21 protein-coding genes are annotated in these 25813 nt (G+C 67.2%); 10 read left to right on the top strand and 11 right to left on the bottom strand.

The genetic code is table 11. From position 1 onward, the window contains the following. Position 1 precedes the first annotated feature (1 nt). The gene (locus tag H7J86_RS30915; protein ID WP_267295603.1) at positions 2–1441 is read right to left on the bottom strand and encodes a cellulase family glycosylhydrolase; all 1440 of its coding nucleotides are present in this window, start codon (positions 1439–1441) and stop codon (positions 2–4) included. Between the two features lie 701 nt (positions 1442–2142). Between H7J86_RS30915 and H7J86_RS30910 the strand changes: the two genes are divergently transcribed. Both H7J86_RS30910 and H7J86_RS30905 read left to right on the top strand, forming a co-directional pair. After that, positions 2143–3918 carry an ABC transporter ATP-binding protein gene (locus tag H7J86_RS30910; RefSeq protein WP_090358052.1) on the top strand — a complete coding sequence of 592 codons (1776 nt, stop codon included), beginning with the start codon at positions 2143–2145 and terminating at the stop codon, positions 3916–3918. Further along, on the top strand, positions 3915–4913 hold the full coding sequence (locus tag H7J86_RS30905) for a phospholipase D-like domain-containing protein (protein WP_267295602.1): 999 nt from the start codon (positions 3915–3917) through the stop codon (positions 4911–4913). The genes H7J86_RS30910 and H7J86_RS30905 overlap by 4 nt, the downstream gene beginning before the upstream one ends. A gap of 4 nt (positions 4914–4917) precedes the next feature. On the opposite strand, the gene H7J86_RS30900 is transcribed toward H7J86_RS30905, so the two are convergent. After that, complete coding sequence (locus H7J86_RS30900; RefSeq protein ID WP_267295600.1) at positions 4918–6600, bottom strand: SLC13 family permease; 1683 nt, start codon at positions 6598–6600, stop codon at positions 4918–4920. A 125-nt stretch (positions 6601–6725) separates the two neighbouring features. On the opposite strand from H7J86_RS30900, the gene gap reads away from it, so the two are divergent. Genes gap through secG form a run of 4 tightly spaced genes read left to right on the top strand, consistent with a single transcriptional unit; the run spans position 6726 to position 10071 of the window. Continuing rightward, complete coding sequence (gap, locus tag H7J86_RS30895) at positions 6726–7748, top strand: type I glyceraldehyde-3-phosphate dehydrogenase (protein WP_090358048.1); 1023 nt, start codon at positions 6726–6728, stop codon at positions 7746–7748. Between the two features lie 33 nt (positions 7749–7781). Next, complete coding sequence (locus H7J86_RS30890; protein ID WP_090358046.1) at positions 7782–9002, top strand: phosphoglycerate kinase; 1221 nt, start codon at positions 7782–7784, stop codon at positions 9000–9002. A 21-nt stretch (positions 9003–9023) separates the two neighbouring features. Continuing rightward, a complete protein-coding gene (gene tpiA / locus H7J86_RS30885) occupies positions 9024–9809 on the top strand; it encodes a triose-phosphate isomerase (protein WP_187095372.1) in 786 nt (261 codons plus the stop codon). 25 nt (positions 9810–9834) lie between these two features. After that, on the top strand, positions 9835–10071 hold the full coding sequence (gene secG, locus H7J86_RS30880; RefSeq protein ID WP_090358042.1) for a preprotein translocase subunit SecG: 237 nt from the start codon (positions 9835–9837) through the stop codon (positions 10069–10071). A 32-nt stretch (positions 10072–10103) separates the two neighbouring features. Here secG and H7J86_RS30875 read toward each other — a convergent pair whose 3' ends face one another. Then, the gene (locus H7J86_RS30875) at positions 10104–10739 is read right to left on the bottom strand and encodes a LysE family translocator (protein ID WP_267295598.1); all 636 of its coding nucleotides are present in this window, start codon (positions 10737–10739) and stop codon (positions 10104–10106) included. A gap of 73 nt (positions 10740–10812) precedes the next feature. On the opposite strand from H7J86_RS30875, the gene ppc reads away from it, so the two are divergent. Then, the gene (ppc, locus tag H7J86_RS30870) at positions 10813–13629 is read left to right on the top strand and encodes a phosphoenolpyruvate carboxylase (protein ID WP_267295596.1); all 2817 of its coding nucleotides are present in this window, start codon (positions 10813–10815) and stop codon (positions 13627–13629) included. A gap of 23 nt (positions 13630–13652) precedes the next feature. On the opposite strand, the gene pgl is transcribed toward ppc, so the two are convergent. Genes pgl through tkt form a run of 5 tightly spaced genes read right to left on the bottom strand, consistent with a single transcriptional unit; the run spans position 13653 to position 20048 of the window. Beyond that, entirely contained in the window at positions 13653–14366 is a 714-nt protein-coding gene (pgl, locus tag H7J86_RS30865; RefSeq protein ID WP_267295594.1) for a 6-phosphogluconolactonase, read from the bottom strand. Continuing rightward, complete coding sequence (gene opcA / locus H7J86_RS30860; protein ID WP_090358037.1) at positions 14359–15270, bottom strand: glucose-6-phosphate dehydrogenase assembly protein OpcA; 912 nt, start codon at positions 15268–15270, stop codon at positions 14359–14361. The genes pgl and opcA overlap by 8 nt, the downstream gene beginning before the upstream one ends. Before the next feature lies 1 nt (position 15271). Continuing rightward, entirely contained in the window at positions 15272–16819 is a 1548-nt protein-coding gene (gene zwf, locus H7J86_RS30855; RefSeq protein WP_090358035.1) for a glucose-6-phosphate dehydrogenase, read from the bottom strand. Next, complete coding sequence (tal, locus tag H7J86_RS30850; RefSeq protein WP_090358034.1) at positions 16816–17931, bottom strand: transaldolase; 1116 nt, start codon at positions 17929–17931, stop codon at positions 16816–16818. The genes zwf and tal overlap by 4 nt, the downstream gene beginning before the upstream one ends. A gap of 23 nt (positions 17932–17954) precedes the next feature. Continuing rightward, a complete protein-coding gene (gene tkt, locus H7J86_RS30845) occupies positions 17955–20048 on the bottom strand; it encodes a transketolase (protein ID WP_090358032.1) in 2094 nt (697 codons plus the stop codon). A 204-nt stretch (positions 20049–20252) separates the two neighbouring features. On the opposite strand from tkt, the gene H7J86_RS30840 reads away from it, so the two are divergent. Beyond that, positions 20253–21185, top strand: a complete 933-nt coding sequence (locus H7J86_RS30840; protein WP_090358030.1) for a heme o synthase — start codon at positions 20253–20255, stop codon at positions 21183–21185. A 10-nt stretch (positions 21186–21195) separates the two neighbouring features. Then, a complete protein-coding gene (locus tag H7J86_RS30835) occupies positions 21196–22137 on the top strand; it encodes a DUF1254 domain-containing protein (protein WP_267295592.1) in 942 nt (313 codons plus the stop codon). A 4-nt stretch (positions 22138–22141) separates the two neighbouring features. On the opposite strand, the gene H7J86_RS30830 is transcribed toward H7J86_RS30835, so the two are convergent. Both H7J86_RS30830 and H7J86_RS30825 read right to left on the bottom strand, forming a co-directional pair. Then, positions 22142–22855 (bottom strand): MgtC/SapB family protein, encoded by a 714-nt coding sequence (locus H7J86_RS30830; RefSeq protein ID WP_090358251.1) that lies wholly within the window; start codon positions 22853–22855, stop codon positions 22142–22144. A gap of 61 nt (positions 22856–22916) precedes the next feature. Then, positions 22917–23891, bottom strand: a complete 975-nt coding sequence (locus tag H7J86_RS30825) for a quinone oxidoreductase family protein (RefSeq protein ID WP_267295590.1) — start codon at positions 23889–23891, stop codon at positions 22917–22919. An 18-nt stretch (positions 23892–23909) separates the two neighbouring features. Between H7J86_RS30825 and H7J86_RS30820 the strand changes: the two genes are divergently transcribed. Next, positions 23910–24863 (top strand): ATP-grasp domain-containing protein, encoded by a 954-nt coding sequence (locus H7J86_RS30820; protein ID WP_267295589.1) that lies wholly within the window; start codon positions 23910–23912, stop codon positions 24861–24863. On the opposite strand, the gene H7J86_RS30815 is transcribed toward H7J86_RS30820, so the two are convergent. Further along, positions 24798–25733: a COX15/CtaA family protein gene (locus tag H7J86_RS30815; protein WP_267295792.1), complete on the bottom strand. Its 936-nt coding sequence runs from the start codon at positions 25731–25733 to the stop codon at positions 24798–24800. The two genes, H7J86_RS30820 and H7J86_RS30815, sit on opposite strands and share 66 nt — an antisense overlap. Positions 25734–25813: the final 80 nt, after the last annotated feature.

Raw genomic sequence — 25813 nt, 5'->3', positions numbered from 1 at the left:
GCTAGCTCGACGCTTTCGCGGCGTGCTTGCCGCGGATGTGCTTGGTGCTCGGCTTCGCCGTGCTGGTTTTCGTGGATTTGGCCGTCTTCGTCGACGATTCTTGGGAGACAGCGCTTTTCGACGATGCCGCGGGTGTCGCCGCGTTGGCCGTGGCTGTCTTGGGTTTGGTGGCTGCGGACAACGATTTGCCCGCATTGGTCAGCGCGGTCGACACGGCGGCGGCCAACCGTGTCGCCGCCTTACCGGCATTGTCGGCCGCGGTCGTGACCCCGGTTCCAACGGCTTGTGCCGCATGTCGCAAGGCGGTCACCTGGTTGGCGACGATCTTGTCTGCGGTGGACACGACGGCCGTGGTGACCGGGTGCGCGGCGATCCAGGACTTGACGACGGCGACGGCCGCCCGCGGCGTCCATTTGCTGGTGAAGAGCCCGTAGGTGCCGCCGGAATAGTCGGAGTCGACGAGCGAGAAGATGAACGACGGTCCCACCCCGGACAGGGTGGCCCAGGTGGTGAGGAAGTCCTGGATGAACGTCGCCTGTTTCGTCTCGCCGTTGGTGCCGGTGGCGGGCTCGCCGTACTCCGTCGCCCAGATCAGCTTGAGCGCATCCCCATTGGCGTTCATCAGTGCGCGCAACGCCTTCAGTTGTTGCAGAGCCGAGTTGGCGACCGTCGCGCCTGCGGAGAACAGGCTGGTGGAGTACGGGTGGAACGACAATGCGTCGAAGAATCCGGCCGCACCGTCGGCATACATCTGGGTCAGGAAAGTCACCGGGTTGACGGTCAGTGATCCGATGGTGACGCCCGCTCCGAGAGCGCCGGCGATGACCTCCGCACTGGGGTCGACCGCCTTGATCGCGGTGTAGGCGGCCTTCAACAGCGCGGTGTACGCCGCGGCGTTCGGCGTGGGAGACCACCCTGCGAACCCGTTCGGTTCGTTCCATATCTCGTAGGCCGAGATCTTGGCGTCGCCGTTGTTGGCCGCCGCACCATAACGACTGGCCACTGCGCTGACGAAGGCCGCGTAATCGGCATCCGAGGTGGGTGCACCGTTGGGTGCCCATCCTGCGCCGCTGAATGTGGTCGCCCACTTCGGTGTGCTGGTGATCGCCGCGTCGACGGCGATCCCGTAGGAGGCCGCCGTGTCGAGGAGTTGGTCGGCCTGCGCCCAGTTGTAGCCGCCGTTGGTCGGTTCCATCTGGCGCCACGGCAGGTAGACCCGGATCTGGGTGACACCGATGGCCTGGAGTTCCTGCATCGCGGTGGTCAGTTGGTCCTTGGACATGAAGTAGAAATCGGAATCGGCGATACCCGTGGTGGACGACGACGTGTCGATGGTGGCGGTGAGTTCGACCTCCGCGCTCGTCAGCCGGGGCGGCGACGGTGTCCAGAGGCCGGCCGAGGCGCCGATCACGGCGACCGACAGCAACGGGACGAAGAGCATATTCAGTCGAGAAATTCGGTGGTCACGGCGGGTGAACATATCCCACTCCCAACGCTGTGTAAAAGGCCCTCCGAGCCGGAGTAAGCAGGACTTTAATGCACGAAAAACGGCTGTCCGGGCGACCATTCTCGGCCGCCGCCCGACAATTGACGGCGGTAGAAATTCGACAATTCTTCCGATGCCGGGCTAACGCGAATTCAGCAAATCGATTTCGATTCTCTCGACTTCCGCCGGGTAGTTGATTTCGCAACCAGACGTCGATGTTGGCGCCGGGTATCGCCGGGAGGTTCTTTGCTGGTCGTCGTCGCGGGCAAGTTACCGGTGTGTTCAGTGCGTATCCGGTCACGTGAGGACCGCGGTGCCGTGCGCTTCCGCATGACGGCCGGCCAGCGGGTCCGCGCGGAGAATCCTCGGCTTGGGTGCAGTACGGCCGCACACTGGATGTTGTGCGTGAAAACGCGGGGCTGGCAATGCAAATCGGGGCGATCAGCGCCGATACCGCAGAAGCCGGACCATCAGCATGCTGTACGCATATCCACAGGTGATATGCAGGACCTCAGCTACCGAAATTGCCGGCTCGGAAAAGTCGCCGCCGCGCAGCCTCGCCGGGACGGCGGCCGCGTGCCACTCAGACGACGATCCGGCGTTGTACTGTGTGGCGACAAACTGGACGTCCACACCATAAAGAGGCGACGGTCGCGATGAGACTGATCCTTGAGCTGATCCGCCCCTACCGGTGGCTGGTGGCCGGCATCTTCGGTGTGCTGCTGATTCAGATCGTGATGGGTCTGGCCGCGCCCTGGCCGCTGAAGGTGGTGCTCGACAGTGTGGTCGGCGATCACCCACTGCCGGGCTGGTTGCACGGGCTGCTGCAGCCGCTGCTCGGCGGCGAGGGCCGGATGCACATCGCCGGCCTGGCCGCCATCATGGTCATCGTCATCGCGGTCATCGCCGCGCTGGCCACCTACGCCGCGAACTACCTGACCGAGACGGTCGGCCAGCGCATCGGCAACGATCTGCGTACCCGGGCTTACCACCATCTGCAGCAGCTGTCGCTGAACTACTTCGACACCCACCGCGTCGGGCCGATCCTGAGCACGCTCACCGATGACGTCGACACCATCCAGGATTTCGCGTCGGCCTCCACCCTCGGTATCGCGACCGATCTGCTGACGATCCTCGGCATGCTGGTCGTGATGCTGTGGCTGCAGTGGGATTTCACCCTCGTCGCGCTCGCGGTGGCGCCACTGCTGCTGCTGTTCGTCTCCCGGATTCGCAAGGCCGTGAAGGCGGCCACCCACGAGGTCCGGCGCAGGGAATCCGACATCGTCGCGGTCGCCGAGGAAGGCCTGCAGTCCATCCGCGTGGTCAAGGCGTTCGACCGGGAGGACCTCCAGGAGCGCCAGCTCGCCCTGGCCGGCCAACAGGCGGTGGACGCGGCCCTGAACGCGCGGCGGGTGAAATCGGTGGTGTCACCGATCGTCGCCGTCGTCGTGGCCGCCTGCACCGCGCTGGTGTTGTGGCGCGGCTCGGCACTCATCCTCGCCGGGGCGATGACGGCGGGGACCCTGACCGTCTTCATCTCCTATCTGGTGTCGTTCTTCAAACCGGTTCAGGACCTCGCGAAGCTCACCAACACCATCGCGATGGCCTCGGTCGGGGTGGACCGGGTCAATGAACTGCTGACCGCCGAGACCACGGTCGAGGAGAAGCCGGACGCCGTCGAACCGTCCCGTATCAAGGGCGCCATCGCCTTCGAGCGGGTGGCGTTCAGCTACAACGCCGAAACCCCGGTGCTGCGCGATGTCACCTTCGAGGTGGCGCCGGGCCAGCTGGTGGGCGTCGTCGGACACACCGGCAGCGGGAAGTCCAGTCTGGTCAGCCTGATTCCGCGGTTCTACGACCCGAGCGTGGGTACCGTCCGGATCGACGGGGTGGACCTGCGCGACTACAAACTGCACGAACTGCGCCGCCAGATCGCCTACGTGCTGCAGGACACGGTGTTGTTCCGCGGGACGATCCGCGACAACATCGCCTTCGGCCGGCCCGACGCCGATCATGACGAGATCGTCGAGATGGCCAAACTGGCCAATGCCCACGAATTCATCTCCGAGATGCCGCAGGGTTACGACAGCGCGGTGGGGGACCGGGGACTGACCCTGTCCGGCGGTCAGCGTCAGCGCATCGGCATCGCCCGCGCGCTGATCCGCGACAGTCCGATCCTCATCCTCGATGAACCGACCGCGGCGCTGGACGCCGAGTCCGAGCATCTGGTGATGTCGGCGCTGCAGCGTTTGATGAAGGATCGTACGGTGATCACGATCGCGCACCGGCTCAGCACCATTCGCGACGCGGACAAGATCGTCGTGCTGGAAGAAGGTCGTGTGGTCGAAGAGGGCACGCACAATGACCTGCTCACCGCCGGTGGCAGATACGCCGACCTGCACCGCATCCAATACGAGGACGACACACCGTGACGCGTTCGCTGATCATCCTGCCCGACGACTCCGCGAAGCCGGTGCTCGACGCGATCCACGCGGCCACCAAGTCGGTGCGCATCAAGATGTTCGCCTTCAGCCACCGGCCGCTGCTGGAGGCGGTGGTGGCCGCGCACCGGCGCGGTGTGGACGTGAAGGTGATGCTCAATCCCGAACGGCGCGACGGCGAAACCGATAACGACGCCGCCCGGGAGACGTTGCAGCAGTTCGGGATCGAGGTACGCGAGAGCAATCCCGCCTTCGACCTGACACACGAGAAGTCGATGGTCGTCGACGATGAGCACGCCTTCGTCGAGTCGCTGAACTGGACCGAGGAGAACTTCACCCTCACCCGCGACTACGCCGTCGTCACCCCCAGCGCCTACGAGGTCGCCGAGATCATCGACTGCTTCGAAGCCGACTGGGCACGCGAGGAGTTCGATCCCGGCACCGGCGCCCACCTGATCTGGTGCCCGTCCAACGGCAGGCACCGGATCGCCGACTTCATCGATCATGCCGAGCACACTCTGTTCCTGCAGAACGAGCGCTACCAGGATCCGGTGATCATCGAGCGTCTGGTCCGGGCCGCGCACCGCGGGGTGAAGGTGCACGTGATGGCGCGGGCGGCACATCATCTCAAGGACGGCAAGCTCGTCGAGGGGGTCAGCGGTATGCGCATCCTCGACGATGTCGGCATCAAGATCCACCGGCTCAAGCACATGAAACTGCACGCCAAGATGATTCTCGCCGACCACGAGCGGGCGGTCGTCGGCTCGATCAACTTCTCACCGGGCAGCTTCGACCACCGTCGCGAGCTGGCGATCGAGGTGACCGACCATGAGATCACCAAACGGTTGAACGAAGTGGCCCATCACGATTGGAAGCACTCCGAGCGGATGGACCTCTCCGATGCCGGATTGATCGCCGACCTCACCGGCCGGGGCCGGGACCCGCACGATATCGACCAGCTCGCCCTGCACGACCCGGACGCCTGACCGTTCAGGTCAACAGCAACCAACCGACGCCGAATGCGGCGGCCAGCGACGCCACCGTCAGCGGGATGCCGAACCGCACGAACGTCGCCGTCGTGTACCCGCCCGGGCGCATCACCATCAGATTCGACTGATGGCTGAACGGGTTCAGGAACGTGAACGAGATACAGGTGCCGACCAGGATCAGCAACAGTGCGGGGTCCAGGCCGGTGCTGGCCGCGATCGTCAGCACGACGGGGGTCAGGATCGCCGCGGCGGCGGCATTGGTGACGATATTCGTCACACATGTGGTGCCCAGCGCGACCACCAGCACCACCAGCGCCGTATTGGATCCCGACAGGGCGATGATCGCCGACGAGATATGGTCGCCCAGACCGCTTCTCACCACGATCGTGCCCAGCCCGATGGAGCCGGCGATGATGGCCAGGATGTTCCAGTTGAGCGCACGCACCGCGGAGTGCGGGGTGAGCACCCCGGTGAGCACCATCATCGCCGCGCCCGCGACGGCGGCGATCTCGATGGGCGCCAACCCGAAGGAACCGGACACGATCACCGCGAGCAGGATCGCCAGGGCGATCCATGTCTTGCCGGTCTGCGGTGCTTTGTCGGTGGCCTTCTGCCACAGCGCCACCAGCGGATGACGGTCCAGGGTGTGCACCGATGCCGCGGTCACCAGGCACAGTCCGCCCGGCTGGGCGGGGGCCCGGCTGAGCCGCTCGTCGGTCTGGGCGGCGATCACCACGATGGTGCTGCCCTCACCGGCCTCGTCGACGTCCTCCTCGAGGTCGCGCACCGTCTTGTGCTCTTCGTTGGTGGCCACCGCGACCAGGTACAGCGGTTGCGGTGACTGGTTGAAACGCGGGCTGCCCCACAGCATCCGAACCCCGGCCTCGGTGGCCCGGTAGAGCATGATGTCGTCGGTCTCCAGGGCGGCATCGCCGTCGATGCGCTGCCCCTGGCGCCGGATACCGAGAAGTGCGTACTCCGCCGTGGTGTGGATCCCCAGCGCGGCGGCGGTGCGGCCGACGGCGTTGGCGCCGGCGGCCAGCGGGATCTCGGCGCGCCAGGACAGGTCGGGCGTCTCGGCGGGCGCCTCGCCGCGCAGCATCAGCGGCGCGGTCACCAGCAGGACCACCCAACCCACCAGCGCCACCGGCACCGCGATCGGCACGAACGAGAACATCGACAGGTGCACGCCCGCCGGCTCGGCCAGTGCGGCGATCAGCAGGTTCGAACTGGTGCCGATCAGCGTGGCCGAACCTGCCAGCGTGGTGGCGTGCGCGATCGGCAGCAGCACCCGGCGGGCGGGGACTCCGGATCGCTGCTGCAGTTCGGCGGCGGCCGGGATGAGCATGGCGACGATCGGCGTGGTGTTGATCAGGGCGGAGACGAACCCGACCGGGGGAATCAGCCGGCGCAGCGCCTGACCGGCCGTGTGTACGCCGTCGAGCAGCCGATACGTCACCCGTGACACCACCCCGGTGTGCAGCACGCCCTTGGCGATCACCAGCATCGCGGCCACGGTGATGACACCGGCGTTGCTCAGCCCGGCGAACAGCTCAGCGGGAGTGGCGATCCCGATCAGGCCCGCGGCGACCAGCGCGCAGATGAGCGCCAGCACCGCCGGGGCGCGGCCGGTCGTCATCGCCACCAGGGTGAGAACGACGATGACCGCCGCGACGAGTGCCATGTAGGGCATTATCGGGACCAGTCCCGGCCGTGTCCTGACCAGCCCGCACGCGGGCGAAGCAGCACTACTAGGCTGACGTGCGAGCAGTTCACCGCGATTTCCCTCGACGATCTAGGAGAGACACTGTGACCATCCGGGTAGGCGTCAACGGCTTCGGCCGAATCGGGCGCAATTTCTTCCGCGCACTGGACGCGCAGAAGACTGCGGGCAAGAACACCGACATCGAGATCATCGCGGTCAACGACCTGACCTCGAACGCCACCCTGGCGCATCTGCTCAAGTTCGACTCGATCCTGGGCCGGCTGCCCTACGACGTCACCCTCGAGGGTGAGGACACCATCGTCGTCGGCGACACCAAGATCAAGGCCCTCGAGGTCAAGGAGGGCCCGGCGGCCCTGCCCTGGGGCGACCTGGGCGTCGATATCGTCGTGGAGTCGACCGGCATCTTCACCAAGCGCGACAAGGCCCAGGGCCACCTGGATGCGGGTGCCAAGAAGGTCATCATCTCCGCGCCGGCCACCGATGAGGACATCACCATCGTGCTGGGCGTCAACGACGACAAGTACGACGGCAGCCAGAACATCATCTCCAACGCCTCGTGCACCACGAACTGCCTGGGCCCGCTGGCCAAGGTCCTCAACGACGAGTTCGGCATCGTCAAGGGCCTGATGACCACCATCCACGCGTACACCCAGGATCAGAACCTGCAGGACGGCCCGCACAGCGATCTGCGCCGCGCCCGTGCCGCCGCGATCAACATCGTGCCGACCTCGACCGGTGCGGCCAAGGCCATCGGCCTGGTGCTCCCGGAGCTCAAGGGCAAGCTCGACGGGTACGCGCTGCGGGTGCCGATCCCCACGGGTTCGGTCACCGACCTCACCGCCGAGCTGGCCAAGCCGGGCACCGCCGCCGAGATCAACGCCGCCATGAAGGCCGCCGCCGAGGGCAAGCTTAAGGGCATTCTCAAGTACTACGACGCACCGATCGTCTCCAGCGACATCGTCACCGATCCGCACAGCTCGCTGTTCGACTCGGGTCTGACCAAGGTCATCGACAACCAGGCCAAGGTCGTTTCCTGGTACGACAACGAGTGGGGCTACTCCAACCGCCTCGTGGATCTGGTGGCGCTGGTCGGTAAGTCGCTGTAATCGGGGCGAGCGAAGCGACGGGATAGAGACACAGTGGTTGCCACGCTTTCTGATCTGCTCAAAGAGGGTGTCGAAGGTCGGGGTGTGCTGGTGCGCTCCGACCTGAACGTCCCCCTCGACGACAACGGCGTCATCACCGATCCGGGGCGCATCATCGCCTCGGTGCCGACGCTGAAGGCACTGGCCGACGCCGGCGCCAAGGTGGTCGTGACCGCGCACCTGGGCCGCCCGAAGGGTGCACCGGAGGCGAAGTTCTCGCTGGCCCCGGTGGCCGCGGCGCTGGGGGAGCGGCTGGGCCGCCACGTCCAGCTCGCCGGCGATGTGGTCGGTTCTGACGCGCTGGCGCGTGCCGAAGGTTTGACCGACGGTGACGTGCTGCTGCTGGAGAACATCCGCTTCGACGCGCGGGAGACGAGCAAGGACGACGCCGAGCGGCTGGCGCTGGCCAAGGCCCTGGCCGGCCTGGTCGAGGGTGCCGACGGCACGCCGGGGGCGTTCGTCTCCGACGGTTTCGGTGTGGTGCACCGCAAGCAGGCCTCGGTGTACGACGTCGCGACCTTGCTGCCGCATTACGCGGGCACGCTGGTGGCCACCGAGGTCAAGGTGCTGCAGCAGCTGACCAGTTCGACCGAGCGGCCCTACGCGGTGGTGCTCGGTGGCTCCAAGGTGTCCGACAAGCTCGCGGTCATCGAGAACCTTGCCACCAAGGCCGACAGCATCGTCATCGGTGGCGGCATGTGCTACACCTTCCTTGCCGCGCAAGGGCTTTCGGTGGGTAACTCGCTGTGCCAGGTCGAGATGATCGACACCTGTAAGAAGCTGCTGGAGACCTACGGTGACGTGATCCACCTGCCGGTGGACATCGAGGTCGCCGACGGGTTCGCCGCGGATTCGCCGCACGAGACGGTGGCTGCCGACCAGATCCCGGACGGCCGGATGGGCCTGGACATCGGCCCGGAGTCGGTGAAGCGGTTCACCGCGCTGCTGTCGAACGCGAAGACGGTGTTCTGGAACGGCCCGATGGGTGTGTTCGAGTTCCCGGAGTTCGCCGCGGGCACCAAGGGGGTCGCCGAAGCGATCATCGGTGCCACCGCCAAGGGCGCGTTCAGCGTCGTCGGCGGCGGCGACTCGGCGGCCGCGGTGCGTCAGCTCGGCCTGCCCGAGGACGGCTTCTCGCACATCTCGACCGGCGGCGGCGCGTCGCTGGAATACCTCGAGGGCAAAACCCTGCCCGGCATCGATATCCTGAAATAGAAGTACTGGAGTCGTAGAAATATGGCACGTAAGCCGCTGATCGCCGGCAACTGGAAGATGAACCTCAATCATTTCGAGGCCATCGCGCTGGTGCAGAAGATTGCATTCGCCTTGCCGGACAAGTACTTCGACAAGGTGGATGTGACCGTCATCCCGCCGTTCACGGATCTGCGCAGTGTGCAGACCCTGGTCGACGGGGACAAGCTGCGGCTCACCTACGGTGCCCAGGACGTGTCCCAGCACGATTCCGGTGCCTACACCGGCGAGATCAGCGGTGCGTTCCTGGCCAAGCTGGGGGTCACCTTCGCCGTCGTCGGGCATTCGGAGCGGCGCACCTACCACGGCGAGTCCGACGAGTTGGTGGCCGCCAAGGCCAAGGCCGCACTCAAGCACGGGCTGACCCCGATCGTCTGTATCGGGGAACAGCTCGATGTGCGCGAGGCGGGCAACCACGTCGAGTTCAACGTGAACTCGTTGCGTGGCTCGCTGTCGGGGCTGTCGGCCGAGCAGATCAGCCAGGTGGTGATCGCCTACGAACCGGTGTGGGCGATCGGCACCGGGCGGGTCGCCAGTGCCGCCGACGCGCAGGAAGTGTGCAAGGCCATCCGCGACGAGCTGGTGACGCTGGCCTCACCGGAGATCGCCGCCGGGGTGCGGGTGCTCTACGGCGGTTCGGTCAATGCCAAGAACGTCGGTGAGATCGTCGGCCAGCCCGATGTGGACGGTGCGCTGGTCGGTGGTGCGTCCCTGGACGGCGAGCAGTTCGCCACGCTGTCCGCGATTGCGGCGGGCGGGCCCCTGCCGTGATTTCGGGCCCGGTAGGCTGACCGCCATGGAACTCGCTCTGCAGATCACCCTCGTCGTCACCAGCGTTCTGGTGGTGCTGTTGGTGCTCCTGCATCGCGCCAAGGGTGGCGGCCTGTCGACCCTGTTCGGTGGCGGTGTGCAGTCGAGCCTCTCCGGCTCGACGGTGGTGGAGAAGAACCTCGACCGGTTGACCTATTTCATCGTCGGTATCTGGGTGGTGTCCATCATCGGGATGGCGCTGCGCATCAAGTACAACGTCTGACGGCCGGCTTTCTCGGCTAGCTCGCCCATCGTCTAGCTCTCGGTCGCCAGCCGCACGCCGAAGCCCACCAGGACCAATCCGGTCAGGGTGTCCAGCCGGCGGCGGATCCGCGGGGTCTGCATCCAGTTCGCGATGGTGCCCGACGCGGCCACCAATCCCGCGCAGTAGCAGGCGGTCAGCACGATGAAGAGGCCGCCGAGGGCGAGCGTCGTCCAGCCGACCGGGTAGCCGGCCGGTACGAAGCCGGGCAGGAAGCTCACGAAGAACACCCCGACCTTGGGGTTGAGGATGTCGGTGAGAAATCCGGACATGAATCCGGGCTGCAGCAGGCCGAGCCTGGTGGTGTCCGGCCCGGTCGCTGGGCCTTCAAGCTCCGAGGCGCTCCGCCGCAGCGAGCGCAACGACTGCACACCCAGCCACACCAGGTAGCAGGCGCCGGCGATCTTGAGCGCTTCGTAACCGACCTCGCTGGCCCGCAGAAGTGCCGCCAGCCCGAATGCCGCCGCGGCGACCCACACCGTGAGGCCGCACAGCACGCCCAGTGCCGTCAGCACCCCGCCCTTGGTGCCCCCGCGCACCATGCCGCGAACCACGGCCAGGGTGTCCGGGCCGGGTAACAGCACCACGATCACCGCCGCGGCGGCGAAGGACATCACATTCATCAGCACCGGGTCAGCGTAGGACAGTGGTACCGCCAGTCTCGTCATGCACAGGCACACGCGGCCGTCGATAATCGAGCACATGGCTGACAACGGACGCGTGGAAACAGTGCTGGAACCGATCGGATCGGTGCGGCGGACCCACGTGGGCCGTGAGGCCACCGAACCGATGCGCGAGGATATTCGGCTGCTGGGTGCGATCCTCGGTGACACCGTCCGCGAGCAGCACGGCGATGTGGTGTTCGACCTGGTGGAGCGTGCCCGGGTCGGCGCGTTCCAGGTGCGCCGCTCCGAACTCGACCGGGCCGACCTGGCCGACCTGTTCGCCGGTGTCGACATCCATCTGGCGATTCCCGTCATCCGGGCCTTCACCCATTTCGCCCTGCTGGCCAATGTCGCCGAGGACATCCACCGCGAACGGCGCCGGGCCGTGCATGTCGCGGCGGGTGAGCCACCGCAGGACAGCAGTCTGGCCGCCACCTACCTCAAACTGGACGCCGCCGGCCTGGATCCGGAGCATGTCGCCGAGGCGCTGCGTGGTGCGCTGGTCTCCCCGGTGATCACCGCGCACCCCACCGAGACGCGGCGCAGGACGGTGTTCGACACCCAGCACCGGATCACCGAGCTGATGCGACTGCGGGCGCAAGGGCACACGGCCACCGCGGACGGCCGCGATATCGAGACCGAACTGCGCCGGCATATCCTCACGCTCTGGCAGACCGCGCTGATCCGCCTGTCACGGCTGAAGATCTCCGATGAGATCGAGACGGGCCTGCGCTACTACCAGTCGGCGTTCTTCGAGGTCATCCCGCAGGTCAACGCCGAGGTGCGGACCGCGCTGGAAACCCTGTTCCCCGGGGCCGACCTGCCGGCCGACCCCATCCTGCGGCCGGGCTCGTGGATCGGCGGCGACCGCGACGGCAACCCGAACGTCAACGCCGATATCGTGCGGCTGGCGACCGGGCGGGCCGCCTACACCGCGATCGCGCACTATTTCGACGAGCTCACTGCGCTGGAACAGGAACTGTCCATGTCGGCGCGGCTGGTGCACGTCACCGACGGCCTGCTGGGGCTGATCTCGATGTGCACCGAACCGGCCCGCGCGGACGAACCGTACCGCCGGGCGCTGCGGGTCATCCACGCCCGGCTCACCGCGACCGCCGCGGCCATCCTGGACGAACAGCCGGAGGCGGTGCTCGATCTGGGTCTGGAACCGTATGTGACCCCGGCCGAACTGCTCGCCGATCTGGATATCGTCGACGCGTCGCTGCGGGCCAACGGAAGCGCGGTGCTGGCCGATGACCGATTGAGCCGGTTGCGGGAAGCCGTGCGGGTCTTCGGTTTCCACCTGTCCGGGCTGGACATGCGGCAGAACTCCGAGGTGCACGAGGAGGTCGTCGCCGAATTGCTGGCATGGGCGGGCGTGCATCCCGATTACGCCTCGCTGCCGGAGGAGGAGCGGGTGGCGTTGCTGGCCGCCGAGATCGGCACGCGCCGGCCACTGATCGGCGAGGGTGCCGAACTGTCCGAGCTGGCACGCAAGGAACTCGGGATCGTCGCGGCCGCGGCGCGGGCGGTCAAGGTGTTCGGGCCGCAGGCGGTCCCCAACTACATCATCTCCATGTGCCAGTCCGTCTCCGATATGCTGGAGGCCGCGGTCCTACTCAAAGAGGCTGGGCTGCTTGATGTTTCCGGTGATCAGCCGTACGCCCCGGTGGGTGTCGTACCGCTGTTCGAGACCATCGACGACCTGCAGCGCGGGTCGGCCATCCTGGAGTCGGTGCTCGATCTGCCGGTCTACCGCGCCATGGTGACCGCGCGCGACGAGCATCAGGAGATCATGCTTGGCTACTCGGACTCGAACAAGGACGGCGGCTATCTGGCGGCCAACTGGGCGCTGTACCGGGCCGAACTCGATCTGGTCGAATCGGCCCGGAAGACCGGAATCCGGTTGCGGCTCTTCCACGGTCGCGGCGGTACCGTCGGCCGCGGCGGTGGGCCCAGCTACGACGCGATCCTGGCCCAGCCGCCCGGGGCGGTGAAGGGTTCGTTGCGGCTCACCGAGCAGGGCGAGATCATCGCCGCCAAGTACGCCGAGCCCCGCATCGCCCACCGCAATCTGGAGACGCTGCTGGCGGCGACCCTCGAGTCGACGCTGCTCGACACCGAAGGGTTGGGCGGTCTGGCCGAGGACGCCTATGCGGTACTCGACGACCTGGCTGCCCGCGCTCAGCGCGCGTACTCCGAATTGGTGCACGAGACACCGGGTTTCGTCGAGTACTTCAAGGCCTCCACACCGGTCAGTGAAATCGGGGCGCTCAACATCGGCAGCAGGCCCACCTCACGCAAGCCCACGACGGCCATCTCCGACCTGCGCGCCATCCCGTGGGTGCTGGCCTGGAGCCAGTCCAGGGTGATGCTGCCCGGCTGGTACGGCACCGGCACGGCGTTCGAGGAGTTCATCTCGGCCGAGGGCCCGCAGGACGAAGCCGCCCGCCTCGAGGTGCTGCAGGACCTCTACGAGCGGTGGCCGTTCTTCCGGACCGTGCTGTCGAACATGGCGCAGGTGCTGGCCAAATCGGATATGGGCCTGGCGGCGCGGTATTCGGAGCTCGTCGAAGACGAGGAGCTGCGGGCCCGGGTGTTCGACAAGATCCTCGCCGAGCACGACCGGACCATCCGGATGCACCGGCTCATCACCGGCCAGGACGACCTGCTGGCCGACAACGCCGCGCTGGCCCGCTCGGTGTTCAACAGGTTCCCCTACCTGGAGCCGCTGAACCACCTGCAGGTGGAACTCCTGCGGCGCCACCGGGCCGGCGATACCGAGGAGCTGGTGCAGCGCGGCATCCTGCTCACCATGAGCGGGCTGGCCACCGCGCTACGCAACTCCGGGTAGGCCCGGTGGGCCGGGCTCGCGGCTCAGAGCTTGGTGGCGGCGGCCTCGTCGAGCAGCCACACGGTCTTCTCCTTGCCGACGGCGCCGGCGGCCGGGACGTCCACGGCAGCGGCGCCGCCGAGAGCGGCGGCCACGGCGTCGGCCTTCTCGGCACCCGCGACCACCAGCCACACCTCACGGGCGCGGGCGACGGCGGGCAGCGTCAAGGTGATCCGCCGCGGTGGGGGCTTGGGGGAGTCGGTCACCGCGACCACGAGGCGGCTCGTCTCGCGCACCGCGTCGGTATCGGGGAACAACGAGTTGATATGTCCCTCACCGCCCATGCCCAGCAGGTGCACGTCGAATTCCGTGGGCAGCAGTGCTTCGTAGGCAGCCGCGGCATCCTCGATGGCATCGCCGAACTCGCCGTCGCTGGCCGCGATCGCGTGCACGTTGGCCGACGGGATGTCGATGCTCTCCAGCAACGCCTCCCGGGCCTGCTTGAAATTCCGGTCCTCGTCGGCGGCCGGCACGAAGCGTTCGTCACCCCAGTACAGCGTCACCTTGGACCAGTCGATATCGGTGCCGAATCCGACGACATGGCGCAGCAGCTTGATCCCGACGGTCCCGCCGGTCAGCACGATCGAGGCTTCGCCGCGGTTGGCGATCGCCGAGGTGATGGCGCCCACCAGCCGGGCGCCGGCCGCCGCGGCCAGCTCGTCCGGGTCGAGGTAGGTCTCGATCACGCGCTCAGACATAGTCCACCTTGTCGATTCCCTGCAGTGCTTCGAAGTAGATCTCGTCGGCGTCCAGCCGGCGCATATCCTCGGCCAGACAGTCGCGGGTCTCCCTGCGGGCCAACGGAATCTGCGCGTCCGGCCGCCCGGTGCGGGTCAGGGTTGCGGTGATGCCCTCCTGCGGGCGGCTCAGCACGATGGTCTCGCCGGCCCGGGTCAGTTCGACCTTGAGCTCGCCGACCGCGCGCGATACCGGGCAGTCCAGCCGGCCGGCCAGCCAGCCGGCCAGGATGTCCAGGGCGGGTTCGTCCTTCAGTCCCGACACCAACACCGAGGTGATGGGCTCGTACGGCGCCTGATCCAGCGTCGCGGCCAACAGCGCCCGCCAGTAGGTGATGCGGCTCCACGCCAGATCGGTGTCACCCGGGGAGTATCCGGCCAGCCGGCTCTTGATACATGCCAGCGGATCGGCGCCATTGGTGGCATCGGTGATCCGGCGGATCGCCAGTTTGCCCAGCGGATCCTCGGCCGGTTTGGCCGGCGCCAGGTCCGGCCACCAGGTCACCACGGGGGTGTCGGGCAGCAGGAACGGCATCACCACGCTGCTGGCGTGATTGGCCAGCGGACCCGAAAGGTGCAGCACGACAACCTCGTTGGCGCCTGCGTCGCGGCCCACCCGCAGCTGCGCGTCCAGCCGGGCCTCGGTGGTCAGCCGGTCGCCGGGGATGACGACGATGACCCGGCAGGGGTGTTCGCGGCTGGCGGCGTTGGCGGCCTCGATCGACTCCTCCAGCAGCGATTCGCTGTCGGGCGCGACCACCAGCGTCAGCACCCGGCCGAGGGTGATCGCACCACCCTCTTCGCGCAGTTCGACGATCTTCTTGTTGATGGCACCGGTATCGGTGTCCGGCAGATCCAGTATCACGCTAGGGACGCCTCCATTCGCGCCCGGTTCGGCGCAACATCTCGAACGCCGAATCGGGGCCCCACGTTCCGGACTCGTACGGATCCGGTTTGCCGTGGGTGGCCCAGTACTCCAGCGCGGGATCCAATATCTTCCAGGCCAATTCGACCTCGGCGTTCACCGGGAACAGCGACGGCTCGCCCAGCAGCACGTCCAGGATCAGCCGTTCGTAGGCCTCCGGGGACTCCTCGGCGAACGCCGATCCGTAGGAGAAGTCCATGCTGACATCGCGGACCTCCATGAGGTGGCCGGGAACCTTGGACCCGAACCGCAGCGTGATGCCCTCGTCGGGCTGGACCCGGATCACCAGGGCGTTCTGGCCCAGCTCATCGGTCATGGTGTTGTCGAACGGCAGATGCGGTGCCCGTTTGAACACCAACGCGATCTCGGTGACCCTGCGGCCCAACCTCTTTCCGGTGCGCAGATAGAAGGGCACACCGGCCCAGCGCCGGGTGTCGACCTCCAGCGTGATGGCCGCAAACGTCTCGGTGGTCGAGGTCTTCGAGAAACCCTCCTCGTCCAGCAGGCCGACCACCTTCTGGCCACCCTGCCAGCCCGCGGCGTACTGCCCCCGGGAGGTGGTCTCCTCCAACGGTTCCACCAACTTGGTCGCCGAGAGCACCTTGATCTTCTCGGCCTGCAGTTCGGCGGGGGAGAAGCTCACGGGCTCCTCCAGCGCCGTCAGCGCGAGCAACTGCAGCAGGTGGTTCTGGATCACGTCACGGGCCGCGCCGACCCCGTCGTAGTACCCGCCGCGCCCACCGAGGCCGATGTCCTCGGCCATAGTGATCTGCACGCTGTCGACGTAGTGCGAATTCCACACCGGTTCGAACAACTCGTTGGCGAAGCGCAGCGCCAGGATGTTCTGGACGGTCTCCTTGCCCAGGTAGTGGTCGATGCGGAACACCGACGACTCCGGGAACACGCTGTTGACCACGCCGTTGAGTTCCTCGGCGCTCTTGAGGTCATGCCCGAACGGCTTCTCGATGACGACCCGGCTCCAGCTGCCCTCCGGTTTATCGGCCAGCCCGGACTTCGACAGCTGCTCGCAGACCTGGGGGAACGCCTTCGGTGGGATCGACAGATAGAAGGCGTGATTACCGCTGGTACCGCGGTCGACGTCGAGTTGGTGCAGGGTGTCCTTGAGCCGCTCGAAGGAGGCCTCGTCATCGAAGGTGCCCTGGACGAACCGGAAGCCTTCGGCGAGGCGGTCCCACACCTCCTGACGGAACGGGGTGCGGGCGTGTTGTTTGACCGCGTCGTAGACGATCTTGCCGAAATCCTCGTCCGCCCAGTCGCGCCGGGCGAACCCGACCAGCGCGAAACTGGGCGGCAGCAGGCCGCGGTTGGCCAGGTCGTAGATGGCCGGCATCAGCTTTTTGCGGGCCAGGTCGCCCGTGACGCCGAAGATCACCACCGCACACGGCCCCGCGATGCGGGGCATGCGCTTATCGCGCTTGTCCCGCAACGGGTTACGCCATGCGGCAGCTGTGTCGGTGGCCACCGTCATTTCTTCGCAGCGTCCAGCTGTCCCTGGGTGGCCTCGAGCAACTCGCCCCAGGCCTTCTCGAATTTGTCGACGCCCTCGTCCTCGAGCACCTTGAACACGTCGGCCAGATCGATGCCGATGGCCGAGAGCTTGTCGAAGACCTCCTGCGCCGCCGCGGCGGTGCCCGAGATGGTGTCCCCGGTGACGACGCCGTGATCGGCGACGGCCTCCAGGGTCTTCTCCGGCATGGTGTTGACGGTGTTGGCGGCCACCAGCTCGGTGACGTAGAGGGTGTCGGAGTAATCCGGGTTCTTCACGCCGGTCGACGCCCACAGCGGACGCTGCACCCGCGCACCGGATTCCTTGAGCGCGCCGAATCGCTCGCCGCCGAACACCTCTTCGTAGGCGGCGTACGCCAACCGGGCGTTGGCCACCCCGGCCTGTCCGCGCAGTGCCAGCGCCTCCTCGGTGCCGATCTTCTCCAGCCGGGCGTCGATCTCGGTGTCCACCCGCGACACGAAGAACGAGGCCACCGAGTGGATCTTGGACAGGTCATGGCCCGCTTCGGCGGCGGCCTCCAGGCCGGCCAGGTAGGCGTCGATGACCGCCCGGTGGCGCTCCACCGAGAAGATCAAGGTGACGTTGACCGAGATGCCCTCGGCGATCACCGCGGTGATGGCGGGCAGGCCGGCCAACGTCGCGGGGATCTTGATCAGCAGGTTGGGCCGGTCGACGATCTTCCACAGTTCGATGGCCTGCAGGATCGTCTTGTCGGTGTCGTGCGCGAGCCGCGGGTCGACCTCGATCGAGACACGGCCGTCGACGCCGCCGGAGGCCTCGTAGGCCTTGGCCAGCACGTCGCAGGCGTTGCGCACGTCATCGGTGGTGACGGTGCGGATGGTGGCATCCACATCGGCGCCACGCTCGGCGAGTTCTTTGACCTGCGCGTCGTAGGCGGTGCCCTTGGACAGCGCGGCCTGGAAGATCGACGGGTTGGTGGTGACGCCCACCACGCTGCGGGTGTCGATCAGCTGCTGCAGGTTGCCGGTCTGCAGCCGCTCGCGGGACAGGTCGTCGAGCCATACGGAGACGCCTGCGGCGCTCAGCGCCGCGAGGTTCGGGTTCTGAGTCATGGTCTGCCTTTTCTTGTACTGGTCTAGTTATCGAGGGAGCGTTCCGCGGCGGCGACGACGGCCTCTGCGGTGAAGCCGAACTCACGGAACAGCGTCTTGTCGTCCGCGGACTCGCCGTAGTGTTCGATCGAGATGATCTCGCCGGTGTCGCCGACCAGCTTGTGCCACGGCTGGGCGATCCCCGCCTCCACCGCGACACGTGCCGACACGTCCGGCGGGAGCACCGAATCGCGGTACTCCTTGGGCTGCGACTCGAACCATTCCACGCACGGCATCGACACCACGTAGGCGACGATGTCCTTGGCCGCCAACTGTTTCTGCGCCTCCACCGCGAGCTGCAACTCCGAACCCGTCGCGATCAGGAGCACGTCGGCATCGTCGGCGGGGTTGCCACCGCCCAACACATAGCCACCCCTAGCCACCCCGTCGGAGTCGGTGCCTTCCAACACTGGGATGCCCTGTCGGGTCAGGATGAAACCCACCGGGCCGCTGCCGTTGCCGCGGGCGATGATGCTGCGCCACGCGTAGGCGGTCTCGTTCGGGTCGCCGGGGCGCACCACCGACAGATTCGGGATGGCGCGCAGGGCGGCCAGGTGCTCGATCGGCTGATGGGTGGGGCCGTCCTCACCGAGACCGATGGAGTCGTGCGTCCAGATGTAGATGGTGTCGATATCCATCAGGGACGCCAGCCGCACCGCGGGCCGCATGTAGTCCGAGAACTGCAGGAAGGTGCCGCCGAAGGCGCGGGTCGGCCCGTGCAGCACGATGCCCGACAGGATCGAGCCCATCGCGTGCTCACGGATACCGAAGTGCAGCACCCGGCCGTAGGGGTCCGCGGTGTAGTCCGACGTCGAGATCGACGGCGGCCCGAACGACTTCACCCCGTTGATCGTGGTGTTGTTGGAACCTGCGAGATCGGCTGAACCACCCCATAATTCGGGAAGCTTGGGGGCGACGTCGTTGAGCACCTTGCCGAACGCGGCACGGGTGGCGACGGCCTTGGAGCCGGGCTCCCAGTAGGTCAGGTCGGCGTCCCAGCCCTCGGGCAGTTCGTTGGCCAGCAGTCGGTCCAGCAGCTTCTTGCGCTCGGGCTCACGCTGCGCCCAGGCGTCGAAACCGACCTGCCACTTCTCGTGGGCTTCCCGGCCGCGGTCGACCAGCTTGCGGGTGTGCTCGATGACCTCCGGGCGCACCTCGAAGGTCTTGTCCGGGTCGAAGCCCAGCACCTTCTTGGTGGCGGCCACCTCGTCGGCGCCGAGTGCCGAACCGTGCACGCCACCGGTGTTCATCTTGGTGGGGGCGGGGTAGCCGATGATGGTGCGCACCGAGATGAACGACGGTTTGTCGGTGACCTTCTTGGCCTCCTCGATGGCGGCCTCGATACCGGCGACGTTCTCGCCGCCCTCGACCTCCTGGACATGCCACCCGTACGCGCGGTAGCGGGCCGCGACGTCCTCGCTCAGCGCGATATCGGTGTCGTGCTCGATGGAGATGTGGTTCTTGTCGTAGAAGACGATCAGGTTCCCCAACTGCTGGGTGCCCGCCAACGAGGAGGCCTCGCTGGTGACGCCTTCTTCGATATCGCCGTCGGAGGCGATCACATAGATGAAGTGGTCGAACGGGCTGGTACCCGGCGCGGCGTCGGGGTCGAACAGACCGCGTTCGTAGCGGGCGGCCATCGCCATGCCGACCGAGCTGGCCAGCCCCTGGCCCAACGGGCCGGTGGTGATCTCCACACCCTTGGTGTGGCGGAACTCCGGGTGCCCGGGGGTCTTGGACTTCCAGGTGCGCAGCGCCTCGATGTCGTCGAGTTCCAGGCCGAAACCGCCCAAGTACAGCTGCAGATACAGCGTCAGGCTGGAGTGTCCGCACGACAGGATGAACCGGTCGCGGCCCAACCAGTGCACATCGCTGGGGTCGTGCCGGAGCTGGCGCTGGAACAGGGTGTAGGCCAGCGGGGCCAGGCTCATCGCGGTGCCCGGATGGCCGTTGCCGACCTTCTGCACCGCATCAGCCGCGAGAACCCGCACGGTGTCGACGGCGACCGAGTCGAGGTCCGTCCAGTCGTCCGGGTGGTTGGGGCGGGTGAGGGCGGAAATCTCCTCGGTGGTGGTCACTACGCGTGCTCCTAGCGTCTGCGAGATCAGCTGCTTGTTCCTCTAAAACACCCTAGTAGGACCGACTCATCCGTGGCAGACCGGTTGGCGCAGGTTTACTTCTCCGTTCACCAGAATTGACCCTGCGGTGTCAGACCCACAGACCCGCGGTCTACCATCGTCTGTAGTAGAAGCCCGCGTAACGCTGCCCAAGGAGTTATTTGCGTGAGCATTCGCGAGCGCCGGTCAGCTAGCGAAGCGCCGAGTCGGATCCGCACCACGTTTCTGGCCTATCTGGCGCTGACCAAACCCCGCGTGATCGAGCTGCTGCTGGTCACGGCGATCCCGGCCATGTTGTTGGCCGAGCGCGGCACGGTCGATCCGTTGCTCATCCTGAACACCTTGATCGGCGGCATGATGGCCGCCGCCGGCGCCAACACCCTGAACTGTGTTGCCGACGCCGATATCGACAAGGTCATGAAGCGCACGGCGCTGCGGCCGCTGGCCCGCGCGTCGGTGCCCACCCGGCATGCGCTGATCTTCGGTCTGGTGTTGTCGGCCGGCTCGTTCGCCTGGCTGTGGTGGACCACGAACCTGCTCTCCGGCGTGCTCGGGCTCGTGACGATCGCGTTCTACGTCTTCGTCTACACGCTGTTGCTGAAGCGGCGCACCTCGCAGAACGTGGTGTGGGGCGGGGCGGCGGGCTGCATGCCGGTGATGATCGGCTGGTCTGCGGTCACCGGAACCGTGCAATGGCCCGCCCTGGTGATGTTCTTGATCATCTTCTTTTGGACGCCCCCGCACACCTGGGCGCTGGCCATGCGATACAAGGACGACTACAAGGCCGCCGGGGTGCCGATGCTGCCCGTGGTGGCCACCGAGCAGCAGGTCACCCGTCAGATCGTCATCTACACCTGGTTGACGGTGCTCACCACGTTCGCGCTGGCGCTGGCCACCGGCTGGCTGTACGCGACGGTGGCACTGGTGGCCGGAGTCTGGTTCCTGGTGATGGCACACCAGCTCTACGCCGGGGTGAAGCGTGGCGAACCGGTGAAGCCGCTGCGATTGTTCCTGCAGTCCAACAACTACCTCGCCGTGGTGTTCTGCGCGCTGGCCATCGACTCTGCTTTGGCCCTGCCGAGGGTGCTGGGCGGCTAGATTTGTTGGGGTGAGCCGACTGGTCAGCCCGGATAATTTCGCGCGCGCCGAATCCGATCTCTACTTCTCCGGTATTGCCAGGGATGGTGGTTTCAGCGCGTTCCTGCACTATCGCGAACTCTCGCCGATCGACCACCAAGTGGTCATCCGGCAGAACCGCGACACCCTGTATTCGGCGGCCATTTTCGACCTGGACGCCGGGGATGTGACGATCACCTTGCCCGACAGTGCCGGTCGGTTCATGTCGGTGCAGATCATCAATGAGGACCACTACTCCGTCGAAGTGGCCTACGCGCCGGCCACGGTCATCTTGTCCCGCGATATCGTCGGCACGCGCTATGCGCTGGCTGCCGTACGTTCCCTGATCGACCCGAACGATCCGGCCGACCTGACCGCCGTGCACGCCCTGCAGGACGCCATCGAGGTGACCCAGCCGGAGCCGGGCAGCTTCGAGATCCCGGATTGGGATCCGGTCAGCCAGAAGACGGTGCGTGAAGCGCTGATCACGCTGTCGACCACATTGACCGACTCGGCGCGTACCTTCGGCGCCAAGGACGAGGTCGATCCGGTGCACCACCTGATCGGTTCGGCCTTCGCCTGGGGCGGCAACCCGGAGCGCGACGCGCTGTATCTCACCGTGGTGCCGAAGGCCAACGACGGCGAGACAGTGCACCGGCTGGTGGTGAAAGACGTTCCGGTGGATGGCTTCTGGTCCATCACGGTGTACAACAAGGACGGCTATTTCGAGCCGAACCCGCAGAACGCGTATTCGGTGAACAACATCACAGCCGTGCCGGATGCCGACGGCTCGACGACCGTCCAGTTCGGTGGGGACGGTGCGGCCAATCTGCTGCCGATCACCGAGGGCTGGAACTACATCGTGCGCCTGTACCGTCCGCGGGCCGAGATCCTGGACGGGTCCTGGACGTTTCCGGCGGCGCAGCCCGTCTGACCCGTCAGTCGACGCCGCTGAGATCCTCGGCCGACCAGCGGACGGCAGTGACAGGCCTTGCGGTGATGACATTGGCCAGTGCGGTCTCGATGGCATGGTCATCGCGTTCTTCGGCGACCACGATCGCGGTGATCCGCACCTCGCCACCACCCACATCGGAGTCGACGTCGACCGCGGAGATGGACTGAATGGTGAAGTGCGGTTGGGTGATCGCCCCGACCACCAGGGCGCGCACCTCCCCTTCGGCTTCGACCAGACAACGCACCTCGAAGCGGTACTCGGTGGGGCCGGGTTCGGTGCCCAGTGCGCGATGCCGGTCCAGTGCCCGGCTGACCGGACGCAACAGGACGTTGGCGGCGATGACCGCTCCGGTCCCGATTCCGGCCGCGCCGTACATACCCGCGCCGACCAGCGTGCCCACCGCTGCCGATGCCCACAGGGTCGCGGCGGTGTTCAGCCCGGAGATGCTCGCACCCTGTTTGATGATCACGCCGGCGCCGAGAAACCCGATTCCGGAGGCCACCTGCGCGGCCACCCGGGTCGGATCACCGGCTCCGAACGCGTAGGCGCCCATCAGGACGAACAGCGCCGAACCCAGGCTGACCAGTGCATTGGTCCGCAGGCCCGCCATCTTCGAACGCCACTGCCGTTCCAGGCCGATGGCCGCGCCGAGGCCGGCCCCTGCGGCGATCCGCAGCGCGATGTCGAGGGTGTCGATCACGTGAGGTTGGTACCACCCACGGGTGAACGGACCGCGGCGCGGGGGTGAACCGATCGATTCAGGGCACCAGCACGATCGACCCGACCGTCTTGCGGCTCTGCAGGTCAATATGGGCGCGGGCGGCTTCGGCCAGCGGATAACGCTCGCTGACCGTCACGGCGATCGACCCGTCGGCGATGGCGCTGAGCAGTTCACCTGCCCGCCAAGAGAATTCATCGGGTGTGCGGGTGAAGTCGCCCAGTTTGGGCCGGGTCAGGAACACCGATCCGGCCGCGTTGAGCCGCTGCGGATCCACCGGCGGCACCGGACCGCTGGCGGCGCCGAACAGCGCCAGGGTGCCGCGCACCGCGAGGCTGGCCAGGCTGGCGTCGAAGGTGGTGGCTCCCACCCCGTCGTATACCGCGGCGACGCCCGCCCCGTTGGTGAGATCGCGGATCGCGGTGCCGAACTCGGTGGGATCGTCGGGATAGTCGAGCACCTCCACCGCGCCGGCCTGCCTGGACAGCGCGGCCTTCTCCGGAGTGGATGCCGTGGTGATCACCCGGGTGCCGATACTGGTCGCCCACTGGGTGAGGATCAGCCCCACCCCGCCCGCGCCGGCGTGCACCAGGATCGTGTCGTTGGGCTGTACCGGATAGACGGACTTGATCAGGTAGTGCGCCGTCATCCCTTTCAGCAGGGCCGAGGCCACCGACTCGGGCGCCACGCCGTCGGGCACATAGGCCACCCGGTCGCTCTGGGCGACGCAGAATTCGGCGTAGGCGCCGTCGGCGTCGGCGGTCACGACGCGGTCACCGACGGCCAGGGCGGCGACATCGTCACCGACGGCCGCCACGGTGCCGCACACCTCGGTTCCCACCACGAACGGGACGTCCCGCTGGTAGAGCCCGGACCGGAAGTAGGTGTCGATGAAGTTGACACCGATGGCCTCGGCCTTGATCAGGACCTGACCCGGCCCCGCAATCGGTTCGGGCTTCTCGACGTAGGTGAGGACCTCGGGCCCTCCGGTCTGGGCGACTTCGATGGCATGCATGACGCCTATCATCCTCTGGTGAAGCTGGCCCGCCCCGACGTGTTCCATCCGCGCCTCGTGTTCGCGAGCTGTCCGGCCCTGCCGAAAGGCGACAGTGACGACGACGGGCTGGTCGCGGCCCTGCGTAACCGGGGTCTGCACGTGCAGTGGAAATCCTGGGACGACCCGGCCACTCTGCAGGCCGATCTCGTGATCCTGCGCGCCACATGGGATTACGCGGACCGCCTCGACGAGTTCCTGACGTGGACCCGGCGGGTGCGTCATCTGCTCAACCCGCCCGACTTGGTGGCGTGGAGCACCGACAAGCACTACCTGCTGGACCTGCAGGCCGACGGCGTGCCGATCGTGCCCACCCGCTACTTCGGTGTGCGCGAGCCGGTGGCCGTGCCCGCCGGTGAGGTGGTGGTGAAACCCGCGGTCGGCGCCGGCTCGGCCGGGGCCCAGCGGTTCGCCGACGTGCCGGCGGCGCGGGCGCACGCGGCGGCGCTGCAGGCGCAGGGCCGGGCCGTGCTGGTTCAGCCCTACGACCCGCGGGTGGCCGCGGGGGAGACCGCGCTGGTGTTTCTGAACGGGGAACCGTCGCACGCGTTCACCAAGGGCCCGCTGCTGCCGCCGCCGGGCGGTGCGCCGGTCTTCGAGGAGACCGGCACCTTCGCGGCGGAGACGCTGTCCCCGGCCGACCCCGACGAGGAACTCTGGGATGTCGGGCACGCCGCCGTGGTGTCGGTGGCCCGCCGATTCGGGATGCGGCGCGAGGATCTGCTCTACGCGCGTGTCGACATCCTCGGCGGGGCAGACGACCCGCGACTGCTGGAACTCGAACTCGTCGAGCCGTCGCTGGGGTTCCGGCAGTTGACCGCCGAGGAGAAGGCGCGGGCCGAACGGGATTTCGCGCTGGGGATCGAATCAGCCCTGGAGCGGCTGGGTCTCGGGCCCCTGTCGCATCGTGGTATTTCGCATGGAAGCCCATAGCGCCGCGGTGGCCGCGGTGCACGCCGCCGCGAACGCCACGTGCACGGCGACCAGCGCCGCGGGCACACCCGTGTAGAACTGCACGGCGCCGATCATGCCCTGGACGGCGACCAGCACCACCAGGACGACCCACCGGATGCGCACCACCCGCGGTGCCCGCACCGCCAGCAGGCCGAACCCCAGCCCGATCAGCAGCGCCAGATAGGTCACCAGCAGCGACGAATGCACATGCACCAGGGTGGTGATCTCCACCTGCAGGCGGGGCACCACCCGGTCCAGGCTCTTGTCACCCGCGTGCGGGCCCGCGCCGGTCACCAGCGTGCCCGTCACCAGCACCAGGGACAGCACGACGGCGGACAGAAAAGTCAACTGGCGCAACGGCTGCACGACCTGCTCGGTGACCACGCCGGTGTCGGGCTCGCCGATCTTGACGTAGAGCAGCACCGCCAGCCACACCATGATCATCGATGCCAGCAGGTGGATCGCCACGGTCCACCAGAGCAGGCCGGTGAGCACGGTGATACCGCCCATCACGGCCTGCGCGACGGTCGAGGCCGGCATCAGCCAGGCGTACACCAGCACCTCACGCCGGCGCCGGGCCCGGGTGACGGCCAGCACCGCCAGCGCCGCGGTCGCCACCACGCCGAAGGTGAACATCCGGTTGGTGAACTCGACCGCCTGGTGCACCACCGCGACCTCGGCGTGCGGCACCGGGACGAAGCTGCCGGGGAAACACTGCGGCCAGGTGGGGCAGCCCAACCCCGACGCGGTGACCCGGACGATCGCCCCGGTGACCGAGATGCCGCCCTGGGTGAGGATCACCAGGAAGGCGATCAGCCGCTGCGCACGCAGATCGGGTAGGGGCAGCAGGTCGACGACTCGGAGAAACCACCGTCGGAGTGCCACGGCCCTGATCGTAGAGCAGCGCTAACTACAGGCCGTAGTAGGGG

The organism is Mycobacterium hackensackense (assembly GCF_025822555.1).
GTDB classification, from domain to species: Bacteria; Actinomycetota; Actinomycetes; order Mycobacteriales; family Mycobacteriaceae; genus Mycobacterium; species Mycobacterium fluoranthenivorans.
Note: the sequence above shows the minus strand (reverse complement) of the source record. Positions and strands in the feature narration are given on the sequence as shown.